The organism is Mesorhizobium sp. J428 (genome assembly GCF_024699925.1).
GTDB lineage: Bacteria > Pseudomonadota > Alphaproteobacteria > Rhizobiales > Rhizobiaceae > Mesorhizobium_A.
This window is the reverse complement of sequence record NZ_JAJOMX010000001.1, coordinates 1,020,631-1,045,904: the sequence shown is the minus strand read 5'-3', so window position 1 is coordinate 1,045,904 and position 25,274 is coordinate 1,020,631. Positions and strand designations below refer to the sequence as shown.

At 65.7% G+C, this 25,274-nt stretch carries 22 protein-coding genes and 1 pseudogene; 16 read left to right on the top strand and 7 right to left on the bottom strand.

All coding sequences use genetic code 11. The features are described from left to right. The first annotated feature begins 94 nt into the window (after positions 1-94). The 9 genes and pseudogenes from add (at position 95) to guaD (ending at position 10,886) form a co-directional block, all read left to right on the top strand. Entirely contained in the window at positions 95-1,135 is a 1,041-nt protein-coding gene (add, locus tag LRS09_RS05255; RefSeq protein ID WP_257804710.1) for an adenosine deaminase, read from the top strand. A gap of 25 nt (positions 1,136-1,160) precedes the next feature. Then, a complete protein-coding gene (locus LRS09_RS05250) occupies positions 1,161-2,276 on the top strand; it encodes a BMP family ABC transporter substrate-binding protein (protein ID WP_085466536.1) in 1,116 nt (371 codons plus the stop codon). A 29-nt stretch (positions 2,277-2,305) separates the two neighbouring features. Next, positions 2,306-3,889: an ABC transporter ATP-binding protein gene (locus LRS09_RS05245; protein WP_374684897.1), complete on the top strand. Its 1,584-nt coding sequence runs from the start codon at positions 2,306-2,308 to the stop codon at positions 3,887-3,889. Positions 3,890-3,891: 2 nt separating this feature from the next. Next, positions 3,892-4,944, top strand: coding sequence for an ABC transporter permease (locus LRS09_RS05240; RefSeq protein ID WP_257804707.1), 1,053 nt, complete (start codon positions 3,892-3,894; stop codon positions 4,942-4,944). A 21-nt stretch (positions 4,945-4,965) separates the two neighbouring features. Beyond that, positions 4,966-5,901 (top strand): ABC transporter permease, encoded by a 936-nt coding sequence (locus LRS09_RS05235; protein WP_257804706.1) that lies wholly within the window; start codon positions 4,966-4,968, stop codon positions 5,899-5,901. Positions 5,902-5,911: 10 nt separating this feature from the next. Further along, positions 5,912-7,312, top strand: a complete 1,401-nt coding sequence (locus LRS09_RS05230) for an 8-oxoguanine deaminase (RefSeq protein ID WP_257804704.1) — start codon at positions 5,912-5,914, stop codon at positions 7,310-7,312. A 17-nt stretch (positions 7,313-7,329) separates the two neighbouring features. Further along, positions 7,330-8,182, top strand: a pseudogene (locus LRS09_RS05225) (aromatic ring-hydroxylating dioxygenase subunit alpha). Then, on the top strand, positions 8,179-9,513 hold the full coding sequence (locus LRS09_RS05220) for an amidohydrolase (protein ID WP_257804702.1): 1,335 nt from the start codon (positions 8,179-8,181) through the stop codon (positions 9,511-9,513). The pseudogene LRS09_RS05225 and the gene LRS09_RS05220 overlap by 4 nt, the downstream one beginning before the upstream one ends. 2 nt (positions 9,514-9,515) lie before the next feature. Next, the gene (guaD, locus tag LRS09_RS05215; protein ID WP_257804701.1) at positions 9,516-10,886 is read left to right on the top strand and encodes a guanine deaminase; all 1,371 of its coding nucleotides are present in this window, start codon (positions 9,516-9,518) and stop codon (positions 10,884-10,886) included. Between the two features lie 22 nt (positions 10,887-10,908). Here the strand turns inward: guaD and LRS09_RS05210 are convergent, their stop codons facing one another. The 7 genes from LRS09_RS05210 to LRS09_RS05180 form a co-directional block, all read right to left on the bottom strand. After that, on the bottom strand, positions 10,909-11,829 hold the full coding sequence (locus LRS09_RS05210) for a LysR family transcriptional regulator (RefSeq protein ID WP_257804700.1): 921 nt from the start codon (positions 11,827-11,829) through the stop codon (positions 10,909-10,911). 65 nt (positions 11,830-11,894) lie between these two features. Then, complete coding sequence (locus LRS09_RS05205; RefSeq protein WP_257810127.1) at positions 11,895-12,929, bottom strand: ABC transporter ATP-binding protein; 1,035 nt, start codon at positions 12,927-12,929, stop codon at positions 11,895-11,897. A 12-nt stretch (positions 12,930-12,941) separates the two neighbouring features. After that, positions 12,942-13,745 carry an ABC transporter permease gene (locus LRS09_RS05200; protein WP_257804698.1) on the bottom strand — a complete coding sequence of 268 codons (804 nt, stop codon included), beginning with the start codon at positions 13,743-13,745 and terminating at the stop codon, positions 12,942-12,944. Beyond that, complete coding sequence (locus LRS09_RS05195) at positions 13,738-14,559, bottom strand: ABC transporter permease (protein ID WP_257804697.1); 822 nt, start codon at positions 14,557-14,559, stop codon at positions 13,738-13,740. Before LRS09_RS05195 ends, LRS09_RS05200 begins: the two co-directional genes overlap by 8 nt. Before the next feature lie 24 nt (positions 14,560-14,583). Further along, positions 14,584-15,624, bottom strand: coding sequence for an ABC transporter substrate-binding protein (locus LRS09_RS05190; RefSeq protein ID WP_257804694.1), 1,041 nt, complete (start codon positions 15,622-15,624; stop codon positions 14,584-14,586). Between the two features lie 28 nt (positions 15,625-15,652). After that, positions 15,653-16,129, bottom strand: coding sequence for a DUF3830 family protein (locus tag LRS09_RS05185; RefSeq protein ID WP_257804692.1), 477 nt, complete (start codon positions 16,127-16,129; stop codon positions 15,653-15,655). Between the two features lie 199 nt (positions 16,130-16,328). Further along, complete coding sequence (locus LRS09_RS05180) at positions 16,329-17,324, bottom strand: nucleoside hydrolase (RefSeq protein ID WP_257810126.1); 996 nt, start codon at positions 17,322-17,324, stop codon at positions 16,329-16,331. 204 nt (positions 17,325-17,528) lie between these two features. Between LRS09_RS05180 and LRS09_RS05175 the strand changes: the two genes are divergently transcribed. The 7 genes from LRS09_RS05175 to LRS09_RS05145 all read left to right on the top strand — a co-directional run bounded on the left by LRS09_RS05175 (position 17,529) and on the right by LRS09_RS05145 (position 25,271). Further along, the gene (locus tag LRS09_RS05175; RefSeq protein WP_257804690.1) at positions 17,529-18,467 is read left to right on the top strand and encodes an N-carbamoyl-D-amino-acid hydrolase; all 939 of its coding nucleotides are present in this window, start codon (positions 17,529-17,531) and stop codon (positions 18,465-18,467) included. 7 nt (positions 18,468-18,474) lie between these two features. Beyond that, the gene (locus LRS09_RS05170; protein ID WP_257804689.1) at positions 18,475-19,137 is read left to right on the top strand and encodes a helix-turn-helix domain-containing protein; all 663 of its coding nucleotides are present in this window, start codon (positions 18,475-18,477) and stop codon (positions 19,135-19,137) included. Next, positions 19,134-20,999: an adenine deaminase gene (locus LRS09_RS05165; RefSeq protein WP_257804688.1), complete on the top strand. Its 1,866-nt coding sequence runs from the start codon at positions 19,134-19,136 to the stop codon at positions 20,997-20,999. The genes LRS09_RS05170 and LRS09_RS05165 overlap by 4 nt, the downstream gene beginning before the upstream one ends. 12 nt (positions 21,000-21,011) lie before the next feature. Then, positions 21,012-22,181 (top strand): alanine racemase, encoded by a 1,170-nt coding sequence (locus LRS09_RS05160; RefSeq protein WP_257804687.1) that lies wholly within the window; start codon positions 21,012-21,014, stop codon positions 22,179-22,181. A 110-nt stretch (positions 22,182-22,291) separates the two neighbouring features. Then, positions 22,292-23,140: an ABC transporter substrate-binding protein gene (locus LRS09_RS05155; RefSeq protein ID WP_257804686.1), complete on the top strand. Its 849-nt coding sequence runs from the start codon at positions 22,292-22,294 to the stop codon at positions 23,138-23,140. 2 nt (positions 23,141-23,142) lie between these two features. Further along, entirely contained in the window at positions 23,143-24,516 is a 1,374-nt protein-coding gene (locus LRS09_RS05150) for a dicarboxylate/amino acid:cation symporter (RefSeq protein WP_257804685.1), read from the top strand. Next, on the top strand, positions 24,513-25,271 hold the full coding sequence (locus tag LRS09_RS05145) for an aspartate/glutamate racemase family protein (protein ID WP_257804683.1): 759 nt from the start codon (positions 24,513-24,515) through the stop codon (positions 25,269-25,271). Before LRS09_RS05150 ends, LRS09_RS05145 begins: the two co-directional genes overlap by 4 nt. The last annotated feature ends 3 nt before the right edge of the window (positions 25,272-25,274 follow it).

The following is a 25,274-nucleotide window of genomic DNA, read 5'->3' as shown; positions in this document are numbered from 1 at the left end:
CCCGTTTTCCCTGACATGTGTTGCGTATGGAAGGACAGGTGGCGGGATAAACGTTCACGAGATCGAACAACTCCCGCTCGGGACAAAGGGTGCCATGTCGTTAGAGGGTTTCATTCGCCGCATACCTAAGGCCGAACTGCATCTGCATCTGGAAGGTGCCGTGTCTGCCTCGACCTTCGCCGAGCTTGCGGCGCGGAACGGCGTGGTCCTGCCCGAAGGCAAGGCGACCGAAGACCTCTACAGCTACGGCAACCTGCTCGATTTTCTGAAGGTCTACGATCTCGTCTGCGCATCGGTGCGCAGTGTCGACGATTTCTCGCGCATCACCTTCGAGGCGCTCGAGCGGTGCGCGCTGGGCGGCGCGCGCTATGTCGAGCTGTTCTTCAGCCCGCATGCCCATCTCGCCCACGGTGTGGCCTATTCGACCATGCTCGAAGGCATCCTCGACGGCTTCCGCCGCGCCAGGGAAAAGTATGGTCTCGTCGCCAGGCTCATTCCGGCCCATGCCAAGCCGCTCGGCGCGGAGGGTGGCGAGCGCTTCCTCGACATGGTGCTCGCCGAACGTCCGGCAGAGGTCATCGGCATCGGTTTCGACTATGACGAGCGGCCCAATCCGCCCGGCATGTTCTCGCGCATCGTCGATCGCGCCAGGGCGGCTGGGCTCAACGTCACCAACCATGCGGGCGAGGACGGCCCGGCGGACTATGTCCGCGACACGGTCGATCTGCTCGGCCTGCGGCGGGTCGACCATGGGTACCATGTCGTCGACGATCCGGCCCTGATGGAACGCTGCCGCGAACTCGACGTCGTGTTCACCTGCTGTCCCAGCACCACGCTCGTCACCACCGTCTGGCGCGATCTCGCATCGCCTGACCACGCCATCCGCCGCATGATGGATGCGGGGCTCAACGTCACGATCCACACCGACGATCCGCCGATGTTCGGCACGACGCTCGATCGCGAATATACGCTGATCGCCAAGAATTTCGGCTTGTCGCCGGTCCGGCTGAAAGAGGTCGCGCTCGCCGGCCTCGCTGCCTCCTGGCTCGAGCCCGAAACCAAGCGGACGTGGATGTCCGACTGGTCAGCCGAAATCGACGGGCTCATCGCAAGCGAACTCACCTCCCAAGCCTGACACGACAAGACGTAAAGGAACCAACATGCTCAAGCTTTCGCATCTGACACGTCGCGGCTTCCTCAACATCGGCGCCGCCGCGGGCGCTTCGCTCATCCTTCCCAAGACCGGCCTGATCACCCCGGCCCGCGCCCAGGAGCCGCTGCCGGCGGTCGCCGAGGAGAACGCCGTCATCGCCTTCGGCCACACCGGCCCCGTCACTGACGAGGGTTGGACCTGGAGCCACGACCAGGGCATGAAGGCGGTCCAGGAGGCGTTCCCTAAGCTGAAGACGCTCTTCGTCGAGAGCATTCCCTATTCCGCCGACGCGACCCGTACCTTCCGCCAGTTCGTGTCCGAGGGCGCCAACATGGTGTTCGCGACCTCCAACTACGGCGATTTCCTCTATGACGTGGCGAACCGCTCGCCGGATGTCGCCTTCTACGAATGCGACGGCCGCAATCCGCTCTCCAATCTCGGCACTTACTACCTCCAGCACTGGTATCCGACCTATGTGACAGGCGTCGCCGCCGGCTTGATGAGCAAGAGCGGCAAGCTCGGCTATGTGGCGTCCTTCCCGGTCCCGTCCGTCTATTCGGGAACCAATGCGTTCCTGATGGGCGCCCGCTCGGTGAACCCGAACGCCACCATGCAGGCGATCGTCATCAACTCCTGGTTCGACCCGCAGGCCGCCACGCAGGCCGGCACGGCGTTGCTCGACAATGGCTGCGACCTCCTGTTCGGTATCATGGACGAGGCGGGCTACCTGCAGGTTGCCGAACAGCGCGGCGCCAAGGCGGTGATGTGGAACACCGACATCCGCCGCTACGGGCCGAAGGCCTATGTCTCCTCGATCGTCATCGACTTTAAGAAATACTATGTCGATCAGGTGCGGATGCGCCTCGAGGGCAAGTGGACGCCGAGCGAGACGTTGCTCGCGATGGGCGCGGGCGTCGACCGCGACGCCTGGGGCGAGACCGTTCCGCCGGAGGTCGCCAAGCAGGCCGATGCCGTGCGCGACAAGATCCTTGGCGGCTGGAGCCCATTCGAAGGCGAGATCAAGGACGCCAAGGGCAATGTGAAGGTGGCCGCCGGCCACCGCATGACCGAGGAGGAACTCTACAACTGGGATTGGTCCATCGAAGGCGTCAGCGGTCTCTGATTTCGACAGGCCAGATATCCATGAATGCGATGCCCGAAGCAGACGTGCGTGCCGAGCTTGAGCCCGGCACGCCTCCGATCGTGCTCCTGAAGGGCATCGCCAAATATTTCCCCGGCGTCGTCGCCAACCAGGACGTCGGCCTTGACGTGATGCCGGGAGAAATCCATGCCCTGCTGGGCGAGAACGGCGCCGGCAAGTCGACGCTGATGAACATCCTCACCGGCATCTACCAGCCCGATGCCGGCGAGATCATCATCGACGGCTATGCCAGGAGCTTCGCATCGCCGATGGACGCCATCGCCGCGGGCATCGGCATGGTCCACCAGCACTTCAAGCTGGTGAAGGCATTCACTGTCGCCGAGAACATCCATCTCGGCTGGGAAAAGACCCCGCGCCGGATCACCAGCCAGGAACTTGAGCGCCGCACGGCCGAGCTTGGCCGGGCGCTCAATCTGGAGGTCCGGCCAGGGGCGCACATCGGTGATCTGTCCACCGGGGAGCAGCAGCGGGTGGAAATCCTGCGCGTGCTTGCCCGCAATGCCCGTGTGCTGATCCTCGACGAGCCGACGGCGGTGCTGACGCCGGCCGAGGCCGGCGAACTGTTCAAGGCGCTGAAGGAGTTCGTTGCGCGGGGCAACGCAGTTATCTTCATCAGCCACAAGCTCGACGAGGTGCTGGAAATTTCCGATCGCATCACGGTGCTGCGCGGCGGCCGCAAGGTCACCACGGAGAGAACCGCGGACTGCGACGAGAAGATGCTCGCCAAGCTGATGGTGGGGCGCGAGATCGTGCTCAGCGACCTGCGCGGCCGCGCTCCCGGCGCAGCTCCGGTCTCTCCGGAGCCGGTGCTCAGCCTGCGCGACGTCACGGCCTTCGACGGGCTCGGCAACCGCGTGCTCGGCAATGTCTCGCTCGACGTGCATGCCGGGGAGATCCTCGGCATCGCAGGCGTCGCCGGCAACGGGCAGAAGGAGCTTTGCCAGGTGCTGACCGGCATGCGCCAGCTCGCCTCGGGACAGGTGCTGGTCGGCGGCGAGGATTTTTCCGCTGCGGGTGCCGGGGACTTCGCCGCCTTCGGCGTCGGACACATCCCGGAGGACCGGCTGCACAGCGGTCTCGCCCCGGCGCTCAGCGTCACCGACAATGCCGTCATCCGCGAATATGGCAAGCCGCCGGTCTCGACTGGCGGTCTTTACCGGCCCGGCGCGGCCACCGCGCTGGCGCGCTCTATCGCAGACGCTGCGTCCGTTCAGGTGCCCGACTTTTCCATGCCGGTGCGCAACCTCTCGGGCGGCAACCAGCAGCGTCTGGTGGCACGGCGGGAAATGCGCATCGCCTCGAAGATCCTCATCGCAGCCTATCCGAGCCGCGGCCTCGACGTCGGGGCGATCAACACCATGATGCGCTACTTCGTCGAACTGCGCGACGCCGGTGTTGGGGTGCTCCTTGTCTCGGAGGAACTGGAGGAGCTTCTCAATCTCTCCGACCGCATCGCCGTCATGTTCCACGGCGAGGTCATGGGCGTCGTCAGGACTGCCGAGACGAACATCGAGGCGATCGGCCTCATGATGGGCGGGCAACGCCTTGCCACCGCAGAAATGGCAGGAGCCTGAGCGTGTCGTTCCGTATCCAGCGCGTTCCCTCTGCCCAGCCCGCCGTAGCACTTGCCGCGCGCGCCATCGCCATTGTGCTGGCGCTCGTTGTGGCCGGGCTCGTGCTCGCCGCGTCGGGCGCGAACCCAGTCGGTCTTGCCATGCAGGTGGTGCGGTCGACCTTCGGCAACAGCTTCGGGCTTGAGGATGTCGGCCTGCTCGTCACGCCGCTGATCCTGACCGGCCTCTCCGTCGCCGTGGCGCTGAAGATCGGTGCCTGGAACATCGGTGCGGAGGGGCAGTTCTATGCCGGCGCCTTTGCCGCGACCGGCGTCGCGCTGTTCGTCCCCGGGCCGACGATCGTTCTTCTGCCGCTGATGTTCATTGCAGGCGCGTTGGGCGGTCTGATCTGGATCCTCGTCCCGACGCTTGCGCGCGCCTATGCCGATGTCAGCGAGCTAATCACGACGCTCCTCCTCAACTTCGTCGCGACGCTGCTTGTCTATTGGGTCGCGACCGGTCCCTGGCTCGATCCGAGCGGCCGCGCGCTTGCGACGACGGCCAAGCTGCCGCACGAAGTGCCGGAGTTCTGGGGCATCGTGCACTGGGGCTTTCCGATCGCGATTCTCCTCACCTTCATAGTTGCGGCCACGCTCAACTATTCCCGCTGGGGCTACGAGGTCCGCATCGCCGGTTCCAATCCAAGTGCTGCGAAATATGCCGGCATGCCGTTCCGACGCCATCTCATCACGGTCATGCTCCTGTCGGGCGCGATCGCCGGTGTTGCCGGGATGCTGGAGGTCGCAGGAACGGTCCACCGCCTGCAGGGCGGGATTTCCAACAATTTCGGCTATCTCGGCATCATGGTTGCAGTGCTGGCGCGCGGCTCGGCGCTCGGCGTGCTGGCGGGGGCGGCGCTGATGGGCGTGATCCTGAATTCCGGCATCATCCTGCAGACCCAGGGCGTCAACGTCTCGACCGTCCTGGCGATCACCGGCCTGATCCTGTTCTTCACCGCGATCGGCGACGAGGCGGCGCACTATCGCATCACGCGCGCGGAGCCGGCGAATGGGTGATCGAGCAGACGGAGTTTTGCGATGGACCTGATCGCCGGCCTGATCCAGACCTCCATCCTCGCCGGCGGCGTGCTGGCGCTGGCGGCCCTCGGCGAGGTGCTTGCGGAGCGCGTCGGCGTCGTCAATCTCGGCGTCGAGGGCCTGATGGCCGTCGGTGCGATCACCGGCATCGCAACCGTGGTCGCCGTGCCGAGCCCGATGCTAGGCTTCTTCCTTGCGCTGCTCGTCGGTCTCCTCGCCGGCATGGTCTTCGCCGCCGCTACGGTCTACATCCGGGCCAACCAGGTGCTGTGCGGATTGGCGCTGACGCTGATGGGCACGGGCCTCGCCGCCACGATCGGCAAGGCCTATTCGGGCATGCCCGCGCCCGCCACTTTCACGCCGATCCCGATCCCGCTGCTCAGCGACATCCCGCTCCTCGGCCGCGCGCTGTTCACACAGAACATCCTCGTCTACCTGATCTACATCGTCCTGCCGCTGGCGCTCCACTACCTGATGTTCCGCACTCGCCACGGGCTCGACATGCGGGCGGTGGGCGAGAATCCAGCAGCCGCCGATGCAGCGGGCATACCCGTGCAGCGAATGCGCTTCTGGTATGTCTCTGCCGGCGCGGCGCTCGCAGCCGGCGCGGGGGCCTATCTCACGCTCGCCTTCGTGCCCTCCTGGTCGGAAGGCGTGGTGGCCGGACGCGGCTGGATCGCGGTGGCGCTCGTCATCTTCGCAGGCTACCGGCCGCTCAACGCGGTGCTCGCAGCGCTTCTCTTCGGCCTCATCACCTCGCTCGGTTTTGTCGGCCAGGCGCGCAACTGGCCGATCGCCGCGCCTGTGCTCTCCATGCTGCCCTATCTCGGCACCATCGCGCTCATCATCGTGCCGGTCCTCGCCTGGCAGAAGGTGCGGCGGATGATGGCGGCGCCCGCCGCGCTCGGCGAACCCTATTTCCGCGACGTGCGCTGAGGCGATCGGGATGGCGACACTTCTGGTCAGAAACATCGATCTTCTCGCGACGTTCGACGACGAGCGCCGCGAGATCGCCGACGGCGCGATGCTGGTGCGCGACAATGTCGTCGAGACGGTCGGTACCACAGCGGAACTCGCGGCGAGCGGCGCAGACGAGGTGCTCGATCTCTCCGGGCATGTGGTCATGCCGGGCATGGTCAACACGCATCATCACATGTACCAGAACCTGACCCGGGTCATGGTGCAGGATGACGAGCTGCTCGTCTGGCTGAAGACGCTCTATCCGATCTGGGCGCGGCTGGACGACGACGCGATCCGAGTCTCGGCGCGCGTCGCGATGGCCGAGCTGATCCACTCCGGCTGCACCACCAGCTCGGACCATCTCTACATCCTGCCAAACAACTGCACGCTGGACGCGACCATCATGGCCGCGCGCGAGCTCGGCCTGCGCTTCCACGCAGCGCGCGGGGCGATGTCCCGCGGCGAGAGCCAGGGCGGCCTGCCGCCGGACAGTTGCGTCGAGAACGAAGATGCCATCCTCAAGGACGCCGAGCGCCTGATCGGTGCATACCACGACAATTCCCGCCACTCGATGAGTCGGATCATCCTGGCGCCGTGCTCGCCCTTCTCCGTGACGCCCGACCTGATGCGCAACGCCGCGGCGCTTGCCCGCCGGCATCCCGGCGTGAACCTGCATTCCCATCTCGCCGAGGAACTGTTCGAGGAGAAATACTGCCACGAGATCTATGGCATGCGCCCGGTGGAATTCGCTGAGTCCGTGGGCTGGCTCGGCAATGACGTCTGGTTCGCGCACTCGATCTTCATGACCAGCGCCGAGATCGACCGTTTCGCCGAGACGGGCACGGGCGTGGCGCATTGCCCGTCCGCCAACATGCGCTGCGGCCAGGGCATCGCCAAGATCCGCGAGATGCTCGACAAGGGCGTGAAGGTGGGGCTCGGCGTCGACGGCTCGGCGTCCAACGACACCTCGAACATGTTCATGGAGGCGCGGCTGGCGCTGATGCTCCAGCGCGTCGCGCCGCACCACTACCTTTCCGAGAAGCCCGGCGGCCGCGGCGGCTTCGGCGGCACGCCGAGCGCATTGTCGGCGCGCGAGGCGCTGGAGATGGCGACGCGCGGCGGCGCGGCCCTGCTCGGACGCGACGACATCGGCCATCTGGCGCCCGGCATGAGCGCCGACTTTATCGCGGTGAAGCGCGACCAGATCGGCCTGTCCGGCACGCAGCGCGATCCGCTGGCCGCGCTGGTGCTTTGCGGCCCGTTCAAGGTGGACTATTCCTACATCAACGGCCGCGAGATCATCGGCAAGGGCCTGTTCCGCGCCTTCGACGTGGAAGCCGCGCTCGCCGAGCACGCGGCGACCATGGACCGTGTCTACGAGCAATGAGGAGCGACGTCATGACGATGAAGCCTGCGGAAAAAGCCGCCCTCGACCAGTGGTACTGCATCGACGCGCTGGACGACGTTCCGGTCGGCGAAAGCTCCAACCGGCTTCTCGGCTACGACCTGAAGGTGACCCGCGCCGCGGACGGGGTGATCTCCGTTGTGCGGGCCGACACGGGCGCCGTCGTGCACATGAAGATGGGCTACGGCTATCTCTGGGCGAGCCTGGGCGAGCCGGCCGGCGACATTCCGTCAATCCCCGAGGCGCATGAGCCCGATCGGCGGCTGGTCGTCTGCGGGGCCATTTCGGTCAAGGCGTCCGGCCCGCGCGTCGTGGAGAATTTCCTCGACATGGCGCATTTCCCCTTCGTCCATACCGATATCCTCGGCGCCGAGCCACACACGGAGGTGCGGCACTACACGACCGAGATTCGACGCGACGTGGACGAGGTCTGGGCCACGAATTGCGAGTTCTTCCAGCCGCAGGCAGCGCTTTCGGCGACCGAGGGGATCATGACCCAATACATGCCGGGTCACCAACCCCTTCGCGGTGATGCTCTACAAGACATGCCCGAACGCGGCGAACCGCTGGGACGTGATCTGCCTCTTCGTGCAGCCGCTCGATCCCGAGCGCTGCCGCGCGCATCCGGTCATGTTCCTCATCGATGAGGTTTCGACCGTCAGCGAACTCGTCGCCTTCCAGCAGGTCATCTTCCTGCAGGACCGCATTATCCTCGAGAACCAGCGGCCGGTGCTCCTGCCGCTCGAGCCGCGCGCGGAGATCCCGACGCGCGCCGACGCCTCCTCCGTCGCTTACCGCCGCTGGCTCAAGGAAAAGGGTATCGTCTACGGCACGACGGCGCAGGCGGCATGACCGCCGACGGACCGGATATCGCCATCGTCAATGCGGTCGTCCTGCCGATGGGCGGGGCGGCCAAGATCGCGCATGGCGCTCTGACCATCCAGGGCAATGCGATCCTGGAGGTCGGCGCGGCGAATGTCGTGAACACCAATGGCGCGAAGAAGGTCATCGACGCGAACGGCCGCGTCGTGATGCCGGGCTTCGTCAACAGCCACACGCATATTGCCTCCAACATGCTGCTGCGCGGCCTGCTGGAAGACGTGCAGCTTTTCGAATGGCTGTCGACGATGTGGCGCCTGAAGCGCAATTTCGACGCGGATACGCTCTACTGGGCAAGTCTCGCCGGGCTCGCGGAAATGGCCAAGGCCGGCATCACAACCTTCAACGAGCATTTCGACGCCTATGCGGTAGAGCCTGAGATCGAGGCGCTTCACCGTATCCCGCTGCGCGCTACGCTCGGCTACGGCTTCGCCGACCGGGGCATCTACGCCTCTATCACGGATTGGTCGTGGAAGACGCTGGAGACCTTCGGCGACCTGGTGAAGAAGCACCACCGGTCGGGCGGAGATCGGGTCCATCTCGCTCTCTCGCCGCACGCGCCCTATTCCTGCGGCGCCGAGATGTTCCGGCTGGTGCGCGAGGTGGCCGACGCGGAGAAGGTCGCGATACACACCCACCTCGCCGAAGGGCCGCAGGAAGTCGCCTACGTCGCCGACACGTATGGCACGACGCCGGTCAAATGGGTGCATTCCCTCGGCTTCCTCGGCCCTGACGTCACCGCCGCCCACTGCACGCAGCTGACCGACGACGATATCGCCATCATGGCCGAGACAGGCACGCGCATCGGGCATTGCCCGTGCTGCAACGCCAAGCTCAATTCGGGCACGGCGCGCCTGCGCGATCTGCGCGCCGCCGGTGTCCCGGTCGGCCTCGCGACCGACGGGCCCGCCAGCCACAACGCGCTCGACATGTTCCAGGAGATGAAGTTCGCCGGCATGATCCACAAGGACAAGACGAACGATGTCGAGTTCCTGAAGACGAACGAACTGCTGGAGATGGCGACCGCGGGATCGGCGATTGCCATGAATCGTCCCGAGACCGGCGTCCTCGCACCCGGCCGGAAGGCCGACGTCATCATCGTCGATCTCGACCGCCTGCACTGCCTGCCCGTCTATGACGAGGCGGCGGCATTGGTCTATTCGGCGCGCGCCGACGACGTGGTCACGACCATCGCCGATGGTCGGATCGTGATGGAGGGCCGTGTGCTTACGGGCATCGACGAGGCGGAAATCCGCGCCAGGTTCCGCGAGAAGGCGCTCGCGCTGCGCGACCGCAGCCTGTAGCCATGCAAGGGCTCGACCTTCGCGGACGCACCCTGCTGGCCTCCGGCTTTCATGCGCCCGAACGCGGCGATATCGATGCCTTGCACGAGGTCCTGATCGCCATCGGCGAAGACGGGGTGATCCGGACGGTCACACGGCCAGGCGAGGAAGATTATGAGCGGGCTCTGGCCACGGCCGGGGAGACCGGAGTGCTTTCGACCCTGCCCGACGGCATGGTGCTGCTTCCGGGCTTCGTCGACCTCCATGTACACGCGCCACAGTATCCGCAGCTCGGCCGCGCGCTCGATGTCCCGCTCGAAGTCTGGTTGCACAAGTATACATTCCCGCTGGAGGCGCGCTACGCCGACGCCGCCTTTGCCCGACGCGTCTATCGGCGGCTTGTAGCGGACCTGCTCGCCACCGGCACGACAACGGCGCTCTACTTTGCAACCGTCCATGTCGAGGCGACGCGCATCCTGGCCGACATCTGCCTGGAAGAGGGCCAGCGCGCGCTGGTCGGCAAGGTGGCGATGGACGATCCGCAATCCTGCCCGGACTACTATCGCGATGCGTCGCCCGAGGCTGCCGTCGCCGGCACGTGGGAGGTGATCGATCACATCCGGTCGCATCCGGCCAATCGTGACGGCAGGGTGCGCCCGGTGGTGACGCCACGCTTCATTCCCTCCTGCACGGACGCGGCGCTGCAAGGCCTCGGCGAGCTCGCGCGCGAGTGCGGCTGCCACGTCCAGACCCATTGCTCCGAGAGCGACTGGGCGCACGGCTACGTGCTTGCCCGCCACGGGATGACCGATGCGGCGAGCCTCGACCGATTCGGCCTGCTCCGCGCGGGAAGCGTGCTGGCGCACAGTAACTTCCTCACCGCCGACGACATGGACCTGCTCGCCGCGCGACAGGCGGCGGTGGCGCATTGCCCGGTGTCCAACGCCTATTTCGCCGGCGCGATCTTCCCGCTGCGCGCGGCGCTGGAAAAGGGCGTGCGCGTGGGTCTTGGCACCGACATATCCGGCGGGCCGATCAGCTCGATCTTCGACGCGATGCGCGCCGCCGTGATGGTGTCGCGCATGCTGGAAAGCGGCGTCGATCCGGCGCTGCCGCCGCTTGAGCGCTCGGCCATGGCAAACGCGCGCATCGATTTGCGTGAGGCGTTCCATCTCGCGACCGCGGGTGGCGGCGATGCGCTCAACCTGCCGGTCGGCCGTTTCGTCCCCGGCTGCCATTTCGACGCCCTCGCCATCAACCCTGCCGCGGAAGACGGCACGATCCGGCTCTGGGACGTCGAGGCCGACGACGAGATGCTGCTGGAGACGATCCTCTACACCGCCTCGAAGCCAAACATCGCCGGCGTCTGGGTTGGCGGCGCCCAGGTCGCATGACGCATTCTGCGATCGGCCGCCGTCAGATCGTCCAGGCCGCGCCCGCTTTTGCCCGCTCGCAAAAGGCCTTGGCGCTCTCGCGCGCCTGGTCGGCCACGAGCTGGATGATCTTCTGGTGAGTCGACGACTGATAGGTCGCGACGATCGGCATCGGTGGGAACCATTTCGACACGTTCATTGGTACGAGCAGCCCCGTGTTGAGCTCGCGGTCGATCGTAACGGTCGGAAGAGCTGCGACGCCAAAGCCGTCGATGACGAGATTGATGATCGCGAACAGTGAATTGGAACTGGTCATCTTCGAGGCCAGAACCCGCTCGTCCTGAAAATAGGGCGCGATCTGGCGGTAGGGCGGGGTGTCGCGCGGAAAGGTGATGATCGGCATGCGGGCGAGCTCGTCGACGCTGTAGGTCGCATGTTCGTCGACCAGCTTCGGCGCACCGGCCCAGATCATCTGCCATACGCAGGCGACGAAGCTTCGGAAGCCGTCGCCGATCGCCGGATCGAGGCAGAAGATCAGGTCGAACTTGCCCTTGCCCATATCGTGCACGAGATCCTTGGTGCCGTCGACCGTCAGCTCGATGCGCAGGTTGGGCGCGATGTCGCGCAGGGTCTCGATCAGGTGCGGCATCCAGGTCGAGGCGACCGAGTCGATCGCTCCGATGCGCACATTGGCGACTGCGCCGACATAGCCCGCCTTCAGCTCGGTCTCGAGATCCTGCAGGCTTTCGACGACGTGCTGGAAGACTTCCAGCACGCGCTCGCCCTCCGGCGTAAGGCGGAACTCGCGATCGCTGCGGTGGACGAGCTTACAGCCATATTCGGATTCGAGCTGCGAGAGGCGCGAGGAGATCGCCGGCTGCGTCGTGTTGAGCTCCTGCGCGGTGCGGCCGAAATGCCGATTCCGGGCAAGCACGAGAAACGTCACCATGTCGAGCGTTCGCATGATCGACGCTCTAGCAGCAACTCTCTTCCGGCGCAGCACCTTGCCGGTCATGCGGCACCGTAGGGTTAGCTGGGGATCACCCGGATCCTGTCCGGCGCGATGGCGAGCGCAACGCGCTGGCCGGGCTCGAAGAGCGTGTCGTTGGAGGCGAGCACCCGTACCGGCTGGCCGGCCAGCGACAGCACGTAGCGACTGCGCGCGCCGAGATAGACACGCGTGCGCACCTCGGCCGTGAGGCCGTCTCCTTGTGCCGCGAGACGGATGTCCTCCTGTCTTAGGGCAAGCCGGACGCTGCCACGGGCCAGCTCATCCGGCGCGAGCGGCAGGCGCTGGCCGTCGGCGAGCATCGCCACCGGACCCTTATCCGTCGCCTCGATCGTCGCCGGCAGGACATTCGCCGAGCCGAGGAAGTTGGAGGCGAACTCGGTCGCGGGTCTGGCATAGATCGCGGCCGGCGCGCCCTCCTGCTCGATACGGCCCGCGTTGAGCAGCACGATACGGTCGGAAAGGCTCAGCGCCTCTTCCTGGTCGTGGGTGACGAACAGCGTGGTCAGGCCGAGCCGCTTGTGAATCTCGATCAGCTCGACCTGCATGTCCTCGCGCAGTCGCGCATCGAGGTTGGACAGCGGCTCGTCGAGCAGCAGCACCTTGGGATTGGAGACGATGGCGCGGGCGAGCGCTACACGCTGCTGCTGGCCGCCAGAGAGCTGGCGCGGCCTGCGGTCTGCCAGATGGCCCAACTGGACGGTCTCCAGCGCCTTCCTCACCCGTTCCTGCTGCTCGTCGCGGGTACCGATGCGGCGCATACGCAAGGGGAAGCGGACGTTTTCGGAGACAGAGAGATGCGGCAGCAGCGCATAGGACTGGAACATCATCGCGATGTCGCGGTCTTCCGGCGGCAGGTTCGTCACGTCCTGCCCGTCGATATGGACGCTGCCGGCAGTGGCGCTCTCCAGTCCGGCGACGATGCGCAGCAGGGTGGTCTTGCCGCAGCCGGAGGCGCCCAGCAGGCTAATGAATTCGCCCGGCTCGATGTCGAGCGTGATGCCGTGCAGCACGGCCACCTTGCCGAAGGATTTCCGGATCGTGTCGAGTTTCACCGCGGGCAAGGGTCAGGTCTCCGCGAAATTCTTGATGCCGAGCAGGCGGTCGATACAGAAGATCAGGACGATGGTGATTGCGATCATGATCGTCGAAACAGCCGCGACCGAGGGGTCCGGGCTGAATTCGAGCTGGCCGTAGATCTGGACCGGAAGCGTCGTCAGCCCAGGCTTGCGCAGGAACAGCGACAGCACTGCCTCGTCGAACGAGACGTTGAAGGCGAAGAAGGCACCGGCTGCCAGGCCTGGCGCGCATTGCGGCACGACCACCAGCCAGAGGCGCTGAAGGCGCCTTGCGCCCATGGTTCGCGCTGCCTCCTCGAGGAACGGGTCGGATTCCGACAGGACGGCCAGCGTGGTGCGCACGACGTAAGGGATGGCGACGATCGTATGGCCGATCCAGAGCGTCAGGAAGGTCACTGGGCCGAAGACGGAGCTCCACAGCATCAGCATGCCGATGGCGTAGATAATGGTCGGCAACACCAGCGGCGACAGGAAGAGCGCAGACAGGGCCTGCGAGCCCGGCAGTTGGTCCCGATGGATGGCGATCGCGGCGGCACCGCCGATCAGCGTCGCGCTCACGGTGACCAGCAGCGCGATTTGCAGGCTGGTCCAGCCGGCCGACAGGTATTCCGACGAGGACAGCACCTTACGGTACCATTCGAGCGAAAGCCCGTCGGGCGGGAACTGCACGAACTGGCTGGCGCTCAGCGATGCGCCGGCGACCACCACGAGCGGCGCCAGAAGCAGCAGCGCGGTGAGCACGACGAAGACAACCCCCGCCACGCGCAGCCAGGTGGGAACGGCCCTAACCATGGGCGCGCCCCGTGACCTTGATGTAGGGGATCAGCACCAGCAACACGCCTACGAACAGGATCACGGCCTGCGCGGCCGCGAAGGGCCAGTCCAGCGTCTGCGTCACTGAGCCGTAGATCGACGCGGCGAGCACCTCAATGCGCGAGCCGCCGAGCAGGCTCGGCGTCACGAAGGAGCTTGCGGAGAGGGTGAAGGCGAGCAGCGAGCCGGCGACGATACCGGGCAGAGACAGCGGCAGGATGACCGTCCGCAGCGTTTGCAGGAACGAGCAGCCCATGGTGCGCGCCGCCTCCTCCAGCCTCGGGTCAATGCGGGTGATAACGCCGAGGATCGACAGTGCCATGAAGGGCAGCAGCACCTGCACCATGCCGATCACAATCGCCGTTTCGGTCTGCATCAGCGCAAAGTTGCGTTTCACGAGGCCGAGATCGCGCAGCAGTTCGGGGATCAATCCGGAGCGCGAGAGCAGAACCATCCAGCCGAAGGTGCGCACGACGACGCTGGTCATTAGCGGCAGGATGACGATGACGATCAGCCACAGCCTGAGCCGCGGCCCGACGCGCGCCATGATGTAGGCGAGGGGAAAGCCGATGAGCGCGCAGATCAGCGTGATGACCAGCGACAGGCGCACGGTGCGCCACAGGACTCCGAGATAATAGGGGTCGCCCAGGAAGCGGGCGAAGTGCTGCAGCGTCGGGCCGTCCGGTCCCGAGACGCTGAGCGCGAGCATCTGGAAGATCGGCAGGAAGAATGCCAGCGCCAGAAGCAGGAGCCCGGGCAGAATGAGCAGCAGGTTTTCAGTGCGGTCGCTCACCCGTCCGGGCTCCTTGTCGTTCGCTTACTGCGCGATCGTCTTCTTCCAGGCTTCGACCCAGGCCGCGCGATTCGCCTCGATCGCCTTGGGATCGAACCGGATCAGACCCTTGACGCTGTCTGCGCCGTAGGCAACGTCCGCGGCCACGTCCGGGGCCAGCTCGACCTTCGCGTTGGTGGGCGTGTAGCGCAGGGCGTCGGCGAAACAGGTCTGCGCTGCCGGCGAGATCGAGATGTCGATGAACTTGAGCGCCAGGTCGGTGTTCGGCCGGTTCGCTACCAGATTGGTGGTGATGTAGCTGGCCGGCGTGCCCTCGGCCCCTTGCACGAACTTGGCCGGAAGGCCGGCCTTGCGCAGCGTGAAGGCATAGTCCGACGCATAGGGCGCGACCCAGGCGTCGTTCTGCGCGAATTCCTGCTGGATCTCCGGCGACTTCGACACGACCACCGCGCCGCCGTCGATCAGCTTCTTCACCGCGTCAAGACCGGGCTGGATGTTGGCGAGGTCGCCGCCTTCCACCTGGTTGAGCATTAGGAAGCTCAGCATGCCGTAGCCGTTCGAGATGTCGGTGAGCACAAGGTGCTCGCCGATGGCCGGATCAAGCAGGTCCTTCCAGCTCGAGGGCGCCTTCGGAGCCTTCTCGGAATTGTAGACCAGGCCGATCGCCGCGATTGAATAGGCAGGGCCTTCGCCGCCGGCGAGATTGGTCTTGGCAAAGTCGTAAAGGTCGGCGGCGTTGGTCAGCTTAGCTGCATCGATCGGCGCGAGCAGGCCTTCCGCCGCGCCGACGATCTCCTGTCCGCCGGAGAAGTTGATGACGTCGAACTGCGGCGCCTCCTTCTGGGCGCGCAACTGGGCGAAAGCGTCGGCCGAGTATGCGGTGACGATCTGGACCTTCGCGCCGGTCTCCTGTTCGAACGGCGCGATGACGCACTTCTTGTGCGCCTCTTCATAGGCGCCGCCGAAGGAGTTGATGGTCAGTGTCTTGTCCTGAGCGACCGCCGCGCCGGCGGAAAGAGCGAGAGCGGAGACGCCGAGGATGGTTGTCTTGACTGCGTATTTCATGAAGTTCCCCTTTCTGCTTCTATCGTATCTAGGAAAGACGGCCGATTTCGACGACCTTCGCGCCCTCGGTGCGGATCAGGCGGCACTGTGCGGCGATGCCTTCGAGGTTCTCGGTCATCCGGCCAAAGTAGGTGCAGGGAATCCATCCCGTCGGGCCGAAGGTGCGCCCGCCTGCGGCGTAGAACAGGCCGATCTCCCAGAACTCGGTCGGATCGATCTTGAAGAAGTTCTTGGGCTGGTAGAACCACAGCAACTCGCCCGGATCCGGCAGGACCGTCTGGTTCTCAGGCGGCAACTTGGTCGGGTCGAAATTCCGGTTCTCTTCCGGCAGGCCCATCATGATCTCCGGACCGGAGAACATAGCGTGAGTGGCGGGCCAGCGGATCGGCTTTTCCAGCGCGCCCCAAAGCGCCTTGCAGGTCTCGGGGGCGTTGTCCCAATAAAGAGTTATGATGCCCGTGACGTCATTGTCCACGAATTTGAGATAGAGCTTCCGATCCGGCATTGGCATTCCCATGCATTGAAGATGCTATATTTCCGGGCACTGCCGTCGAATTGTCCAATTCCAAATGGGAATTCGGTCGATCAAGTATTTTTATCGACATGGCCGCGAAGCGTGCATGTGCGCGATCTGACGCCAAGGTCGCTTGGGAGCAGGTGTGCTACGGCGTCCGCGAGGCGCTTCCCGCGCGTGGATATGACTCTTAGATCGGTGTCGACGAGCTCAGATTGCTTTTCGCGAGGTCGGACGGCGCACCGACGATGGTGTCGCCTATGCGATCGAGAACGCCCTCGGCGTCGATGTCGATGCAGGCAAGTTGGCTCGGCTTGCCGTCCCAAGCGTTCGGCGGAAAGCGCCGTCCGTCCGGCTTCTGGATCGTCTGGCCGTCCGCTATCCCGGATGCGACCACCCGGATCGGGCCGCTGCGCATCGTGAAAAGCCCGGGCGCGACGAGATAGGCGCAGGCGCAACTGTCGTGGACCGCCATGCCGTCCTCCAGGAAGCGCGAATAGAAATCGAAATAGTGCTGCGAGATACTCGACAGGAACTCCACGCGCTCGCCGCCGCGCCGAGCGAGCTCGGCAAGGTGCGAGCGCGTCATCACCGTCCTCATCGTCACGTCGAGACCGATGGCGGCCAGTTTCCACGGCGCGGTCATCACCATGTCGGCCGCCTCCGGGTCGCCCATGATGTTGGCCTCGGCGACGGGGCTGACATTACCGGGCACCGCGAATGCGCCGCCCATCAGCACGACCTGCCTGACCTTGCTCGCGATGTCCGGCGCCTCGGCGAGCGCCAGTGCCAGGTTTGTCATCCGGCCGACTGCGACGATGCTGACATTGCCAGGGTCGGCCCGCACGGCGTCGACGATGAAGCGATGCGCAGGGCGCGGGTCGGGCTGTGCCGCGATGCGGTCGGGCAAAGGGAAATTACCGAGCGCGTTGTCGCCGTGGACGATGCGCGGCGGCGTGCCCCGGTTCCGCGCCGGATCGATCGGCGCGGCCGCGCCTCGTGCCACGGGCGCGGCGATGCCCCAGGCCTCCTTCAGGTAGAGCGCGTTGCGGGTGGTCTCCTCGATCGTGCCGTTGCCGAAGACGGTGGTGATGCCGACCAGTTCGACATCAGGATGATGGTGCAGGAACAGCAACGCCATCGCATCGTCGATCCCGGGATCCGTGTCGAAGATCACCCTGTGCATGCCTCTGCCCCGTTTCACTTTTGTCTTCTCCCCCTAACGTGGGCGATTCATTCTTCAAGCGCCATCCTTTGGGCCAGCGGTGGCCGCGATTTCCGTATCTAAATGAAATTTTCTAGAAGAAAAATTTGTTGCGAGATAAACGATGTCTACCTAACGTTTTGGCGTTGCCATGAAATTGCACAAAGACCGAAGAGGATATCTGAGATGACCCACCGCAACGTCATCGTTGGCTGTGCGCAGATGGGGCCGATCGCCAAATTGGACTCGCGGCCGCGGGTGGTGAAGCGCCAAGTCGAGCTGCTGCGCGAGGCGAAGGGCAGGGGTGTCGAGTTCGTGGTCTTCCCCGAACTCGCTTTCACCACCTTTTTCCCGCGTTGGCTGATCGAGGACCAGGCTGAGATCGATTCCTATTTCGAGACCGAAATGCCGGGACCCGAGACGCGACCGCTGTTCGAGGCGGCGGCCGAGCTCGGCATCGGCTTCTACATCGGTTATGCGGAACTCGCGATCGAGGATGGCCGCCGACGGTATTTCAACACGTCGATCATCATCGAGCGGACCGGCGCGATCGTTGGCAAATACCGCAAGATCCACCTGCCGGGCCATGCCGAGCCGGTGTCGGGACGCGACGCGCAGCATCTCGAAAAGCGTTATTTCGAGCCGGGCAATCTCGGCTTCCCCGTCTGGCGCACGCTGGGAGGCATTGCCGGCATGTGCATCTGCAACGACCGCCGCTGGCCCGAGACCTACCGCGTGATGGCGCTGCAGGGCGCGGAGATCGTCTTCGTCGGCTACAACACGCCCGACGACCACACCGGCGTCTTTGACTTCGACCAGCTGACCGGCTTCCACCACCAGCTTTCACTCCAGGCCGGCGCCTACCAGAACGCGACCTGGGTCGCGGCTGCGGCCAAGGCAGGCAACGAGGAAGGGTCGAACATGATCGGCCTGTCGATGATCGTGGCACCCTCGGGCCAGATCGCCGCCATGGCGACGACCACCGGCGACGAGCTGATCTCGGCGCGATGCGACCTCGAAATGGGCGCGCTCTACAAGCGCACGATCTTCGACTTTGCGCGCCATCGGGAGCCGGCCCATTATGGCCTGATCGTCGAACGCAAGGGTCCGATTCTGCCGGAATGAGGGGCGAATGAGCATGACGAAGAACGGCGCCGCCATCGAGGAGATCAAGCCCGCCGCCGAGCGGCCGGCCGAGAACCCGGTCGGGCAGATGCTGGCCAAGCTGCGCTTCGAGAACAAGTGGACGCTGGCCGACGTGTCGAAGCGCACGGGTGTGTCCGTCTCGGCCCTGTCGAAGATCGAAAACAACGTCTCGTCGCCGGCCTACAGCGTGCTGGTGCGTCTGGCCGAGGGGCTGGGCATCGACTTTGTCGACTTCCTCGGCACGCCGAGCGAACGCTTCGCCACTGCCGCGCGCGTCGTCACGCGGCGCAGCGAAGGCCGGCGCTATGCCACCGACATGGGCGTCTACGAGGCGCTGGCGACGGACCTCGCGGCCAAGTCGCTGGAGCCGATGATCATCGAGATTCCGTTCCGTGCCGCCGGGACCGCACCGGTACGCTCGAAGCATCGCGGTGAGGAATTCGTCTATGTGCTCGAGGGTGAGGTGGTGTTCCAGATGGAGCCCTATTCGCCCCTCAGGCTGTCGCAGGGCGATTCGATCTATTTCGATGGCTCGTCCTCGCACGGCTTCTCCTCGACCAGCGAGCACCCGGCGCGGATCCTGTCGGTTTGCCTCGTCGGTCGTGGCGATGTCGGACAGGACCGCATGAATGAGGGCGCGATCAAATGACGATGCCAGACGAAGACATCGCGCTCGACGCGAAGACCGAGATCGCGATCCGCCAGGACCTGACGCTCGTGGCGCTCGGCAAGCGCCCGGCTGACGTGGCACTGAGAGTGGGTCGCCTGCTCGATGTCGCTACCCGCACCTGGCGCGCGGACCAGGAGATCGTCATCAAGGGCCGGCGCATCGCCTATGTCGGCGACGCCGGCTCCTATCCCGGCGAGGTCGGCCGGCGGGTGCAGGAACCGGATCTTGCTGCCGTGCCGGGGCTGGGCGAGGTGCACAAGCACATCGAGAGCTCGCATCTCACGCCCGAATGGGAGGCCGCGCTGGTGCTGCCGCGCGGCAATACCTGGACCTGCGAGGCGAGCCACGAATTCTCCAACGTCAATGGTGGCAGGACGCTCGAATTCTGGCTGAAGGCACGCGCGGCCGGCTCGCCGCTGAAGATCTTCCCGCTGCCGGGCTCGGCCGTGCCGCCCACGGGCTACGAGCATGGCGGCGGCTGGCTCGGCTATGACGAGCAGCGCGATTTCCTGCGCGAGAGCCTGATGGTCGCCGGCCTTGACGAGGTGATGGACTGGCCTTCCGTCTGGAACCCGCAGAACCCGTCCTATGACCGGCTCTGGGGCATGATACGAGCAACCTTCGAGCAGCGCGGCGTGGTCGAGGGCCACGCGGCCGGCATCCGCGATATTCCCACCATCAATGCCTTCGCCGCCGCAGGCCTCGCCTCCGACCACGAGGCGTGGACGGTGGAGGAGTTCTGGGACAAGCTGTCGCGTGGCCTGTTCATGGAACTGCGCCCGCACAGCCTGCCGGAGGTGATCGCCGGCCTTTTGGAGAAGGGGCTGGCGGACTGGTCGCAGATCGCGCTGACGACCGACGACCGCTCTGCCTCGGATACGCTGAAGCTTGGCGCGACCGACCACAATGTCCGGCTGGCGATCAAGGCCGGGCTCGCGCCGGAGATCGCGATCCAGTGCGTGACGATCAACCCGGCGCGCCACATGCGGCTGACGCCCTGGGTCGGCTCGATCGCGCCGGGCCGCTATGCGGATATCGTGCTGCTGTCCGACGTCGCCGAATTCGAGATCGCCAAGGTTTGGGCCGACGGCGCGCAGGTTTCGGAGGGGAAAACCTATCTACCGGCCGTGCCGCGTATCGACTGGCCGGAGTGGGCGACGAAGACGATCAATATCGGCAGGCAGCTCGATGCCTCTGATTTCGCCATTGCGGCTGAACCGGGCCGCGCAACGATGCAGGCAGCCGTGCTGCGCCCCTTCCACTGGACCGACGACTTTTTGACCTTCGACCTGCCGGTCAAGGACGGGCTGGTGCAGCGCGACGAGAGCCGCAACATCACAAAGTTCTCGATCGTCGACCGCTTCTCCGGCACGGGCGCGGTGTCGAAGATGTTCTGGCTCGGCTGCGGCCCGCGCACGCCCGACACGGCGCTCGCCTGCTCGATGGCGCACGACAAGCACAACGTCTGGTGCGTCGGCTCCTCCGACGAGGCGATGGCGAAAGCGGTCAACGCGCTGGCCGAGAACGACGGCGGCTGGGCCTTGGTGCGTGGCGGCGAGGTGGTGGCGCGCGTGCGCTACGAGGTCGCCGGGCTCATGTCGTGCCGACCAGCTGAGGCGCTACATGAGGAGATGCAGCACCTCTACGCCGAGGGCGCCAAGGTGGACTGGATGTACGAGCCGACCTTCCAGCCGCGCTGGTTTCCGGGCTTTCCCGAACGCCTCGCCTTCGCGACGCTCACCTGCGCGCCTTGGCGCTGGGTGCTGGTCGCGCCGAGCGATTACGCGCCGCAAGGCCTGGTCAACGTCCAGACCGGCCAGACCCATCCGGTGGTCTTCTGAGAAAGCATGCCCATGTCCTCCATCTCCAAGCCCGGGCTTCCGCTCGACCTGTCGCGCCGGTTTCCCGGGTTCGACGCCTGCCCCACGCCGCAGGTGGTGGTCGATGCCGAGGCACTCGCCGGCAACATCGCGCGAATGGCCGAGATCACGCACGGCAAGGCGGCGCTGCATCCGCATGTGAAGACGCACAAGAGCCTCGCCATCGCCGCGATGCAGCGCGAGGCAGGCGCGGCCGGGTTCACGGCCGCGCGTGCCAACGAGGCGGAGATGATCCTGCGTGCCGGCCTGGGGCCGGTGACTCTCGCCTATCCGATGATCGATCCGGCGGAGGCTCGGCGCCTGCTCGAACGGGTGGGCGAAGGAGAGTTGCGCTTCATCGCCGACAGCCCGCAGGGTGTGTCGGCGCTCGCCCGCGCCGCTGCCGATGCTGGCCGGCAGACGAAGGTCTTGGTCAAGGTCGACGTCGGCCTGCATCGCTGCGGCGTCGACCCGCATGGCGAGGCGGCGCACGCACTGGCGCGGCAGATCGATGATGCCTCGCATCTGGTCTTTGCAGGTCTGCTGTCCCATGCCGGCCATGCCTATGGCGCGGGCGATCCCAACGGTATCCGCGCAGTCGCGCGGCAGGAGCTCGACCTGATGGCGAAGCTGCGCGACAGTCTTCGGCGAGCCGGAATCGAAGTGCCGATTGTGTCGGTCGGCAGCACGCCAACGCTGATCGCCAATGCCGGCTTCGACGGCGTGGACCAGGTGCGGCCCGGAAACTATGCTTTCCTCGACCTGACCGCCGTCCGACTCGGCATCGCCGCGCGCGACGACGTGGCGCTCGGCATCGCGGCCCGAATCGTCTCGGCGAACGGCACATATGCCATCGCCGGCATCGGTTCCAAGACGCTGTCCTCCGACCGCGGCGCGCACGGCACGTCGGGCACGTCCAGCTATGGCGAGGCCTGGATCGAAGGCGCAGAGGCGCCGTTCACGGTTGAAAAGCTGTCGGAGGAGCACGCCTTTCTGCGGCTCGGCTGCCGCAGCCTGCCGATTGGCACGCCGGTGCTCATCCTGCCCAACCATTCATGCCCGGTCGCCAATCTCTCCGGCGGACTGCTGCTGCTCGCGCGCGACGAGCCACCGCGCCTCCTCTCGATCGATGCTCGTTCGAACAGCGCCGGGCAGGGCAGATGAGACCGGATTGAATCGGCAGGTGATTTTCTTAACCGGTCGTCTATAAATACTGCCACTCGACCTCCGGTCGGGATTCCCGCGACCGAGCTAGGACCGATTCTGGGGTGGCCATGGCGGCAGGAACGGACATTAGGCCATCGCGCCGCGCCGTGATCGGCGGAGCGGCGGCCCTTATTGTCGCCCGGCCCGCCCTCGCGCAGCAGACAGGCTTCCTGAGCGATCTTTCCCATCCGCAAGGGCAGCGCCTGTTGCGGGTGGCCGTGCCCCGTTTCGCGTCTCCCCCTTTCTTCGAGAAGGCCGGCGATCCCGACGCCGGCATCGACGTCGATATGGCCCGTGCCGTGGCACATGCGCTCGATCTCGATCTTGCCTTCGACCGCTCCGCCACGACGTTCGACGAGGCCGTCGAGCAGATCGCGCGCGGTGATGCGGATCTGGCCGTCTGCAAGCTGAGCCGCACCGTGCGGCGAGGCCGCCTCATCCTCTATTCCCGGCCCTATGCCGCGCTCAACCACGGCCTGATCACCAACCGCGTCCGCTTCGCGAGGCTCGCCGCCGGCCATGTGGCCGATGACGTGGTGCGCGATTTCCGCGGCGACCTCGGCGTGATCGCCCATTCCTCCTTTGCCGAATTCGCAACAACGAGCTTTCCCAATGCCAAGGTCCGCGAATACGCCGACTGGGCGGCGATGGTCGACGCCGTGCGCCGCGAAGAGATCGACATGGCCTATCGCGACGATTTCGAGATCAAGAAGCTCATGGTCGACGATCCTTCGCTAACGGTCGTCGCGCGCTCGATCACGCTCACCGACCGCACCGACACGCTGGCGATCGGCGTGCGGCCCGACATGGCCCATCTCGCCTCCTTCGCCGACCTCTTCCTCGACCTCACGCGGGGCGACGAGATGATGAAGACGGACACCATCATCGCGCGCTATCGCGCCGCGCGGGGCGCTTGAAGATGCCGGCCACGGAAACCGCCGCAGGGCGTCGCTTCGACCTGCTGACGCTGGTGAAGCGCGTCCTGCGCTCGCCCTTCACCACGCTCGCCCTGATCGGCCTCGGCATCCTGTGCGGCATGTATGCGCCGGACGTCGCCCATGCGCTGAGCCCGATCGCCAACGCCTATCTCAACCTGCTCAAGATGGTGGTGTTGCCGTTCCTCATCTCGGCGGTAATCTTCTCGATCACCTCGATGGTGCAGGATCCGCAGTCGGTACGCTACCTGCCGCGCATCGCGCTGGCCGTACTCGTCGTCTCCGTGCTGGGCGTGGCGCTGAGCGGCACGCTGTCGCTGATCCTGCAACCGGGAGAGATCTCCGATCCGCAGTCGCGCATCGAGCTCGGCCAGTTCATCAATTCGCAGGGGGCGGTCTCGACGGACCTCCAGCTTCCTCTGACGCCACCGGCGAATGTGGAAGAGACTGTCGGCCCGGTGTCCATCATCCTCGGTCTGGTGCCGAGCAACGTGTTCGGCTCGCTCGCCAAGGGCGATGCGATCCAGGTCCTGCTGTTCTGTCTCCTGTTCGGCCTCGCCGTCGGCCAGGTGCCGCAGCAGTCGTCGATGAGCCTGGCGCGCGTGCTCGACGCGGTCTACCGCGCCTGCATCATCCTCACCAATTGGTTCATCTGGGCGCTCCCCTTCGCGACGTTCATCCTGATCGCGCAGCAGACGGCGACGATGGGGCCGGATCCGCTGAAGCTGATGGGCGGGTTCCTCCTGGTGATGGGGTTGTCCACGCTCGCGGTGATGCTTGTCGCCTTCGGCATCGTCGCCATGCGATCGAGGCAAGGCTACTGGACGACGGTCAAGGCTTTTCAGCCGCTGCTCATGGTGATCATAACGACGCGCTCGTCAGTGGCAGCGCTTCCCTGGGTCATCAACCTCCTGGTGGAGCGGCTCAGATTCAATCAGGTCGTCGTCGAGCTTCTCGCGCCGCTGAACGTGGCGCTGCTGCGGACGGGCGCGATCTTCCTCTATGTCAGCGGCGTGATCTTTATCGCCCAGCTCTATGGGCGCACGCTCTCGCTCGGTGATCTCGCTCTGATCGGCGTGTCCTCATCGCTTCTGGCGCTTACGACGACCGGCATGGCCGGCCTCGTGATCCTGTCGCAGATGTCGATCCTGTGCGGCTACCTGAAGCTGCCCTTCGAGGCCGCCTTCGTGCTGTTCGTCGCGGTCGATGCCGTGTCCGACACGTTCATGACGCTCTCCAGCGTCTGCACGGTCACGGCGACGACCGCAGCGATCGCGCCGCATACGAGGGAGGTGCCGGACACGCATGCCGACGAGGTGGCGATGGAGGAGCCGACCGGCGCGGAGCAGCCAGCGTGACGGAGCGGCTCGAGCTTCGGCTGGGTATCATCGGCGGCCTCGGCCCGCTGGCCTCGGCCGATTTCTATCGCAAGCTCACCGAACTTACGCCGGCCCGCGTCGACACCGACCACCTGCCGCTCGTGCTACTCAGCATCCCGCAGCTTCCCGACCGCACCGAGGCGATCCTTAGCGGGTCGGACGCGGTGCTGAAGCAGTTGCTCGTCGCGGTGCGGATGCTGGATTCGCTGGGCGTGGAAAGCATCGCCATGCCGTGCAACACGGCGCATCACTGGTTCGAACGCCTCGCCGCCGAAACCTCGGCCGATCTCGTTCACATCGTCGACAGTGTGGTCGAGGAGATGGGACACGGATTCGCCGGGCGGCGCGTCGCGGTGCTCGCGACGCCCGGCACGCTGTCGTCCGGCTTCTATCAGGACAGGCTGCTCGCCGCCGGATACGAGGTCTGCGTGCCCTCCGCGGCCGACTTCCAGCGGGATGTCAATCGCGCGATCGCCGACGTGAAGGCGGGCGACGTCGCCGGCGCGGGCGTCGCGCTCGGGAATGCGCTCGCTGCGTGCCGCCAGGCCGGCATCGAAGCCGCGATCCTCGCCTGCACCGAGCTCTCCGTCATGTCGCGGGTGGTGGATAGCGCAGGACTGGCGATCTTCGACAGCAATTCCGCGCTCGCCATGGCTTGCCTTCGCCGGCTGGGCTACGTCGCGGCAGAAGACGCGAACAACGTCCAGCCGGCGTCACGCAGACGCGCCGGATGAGTG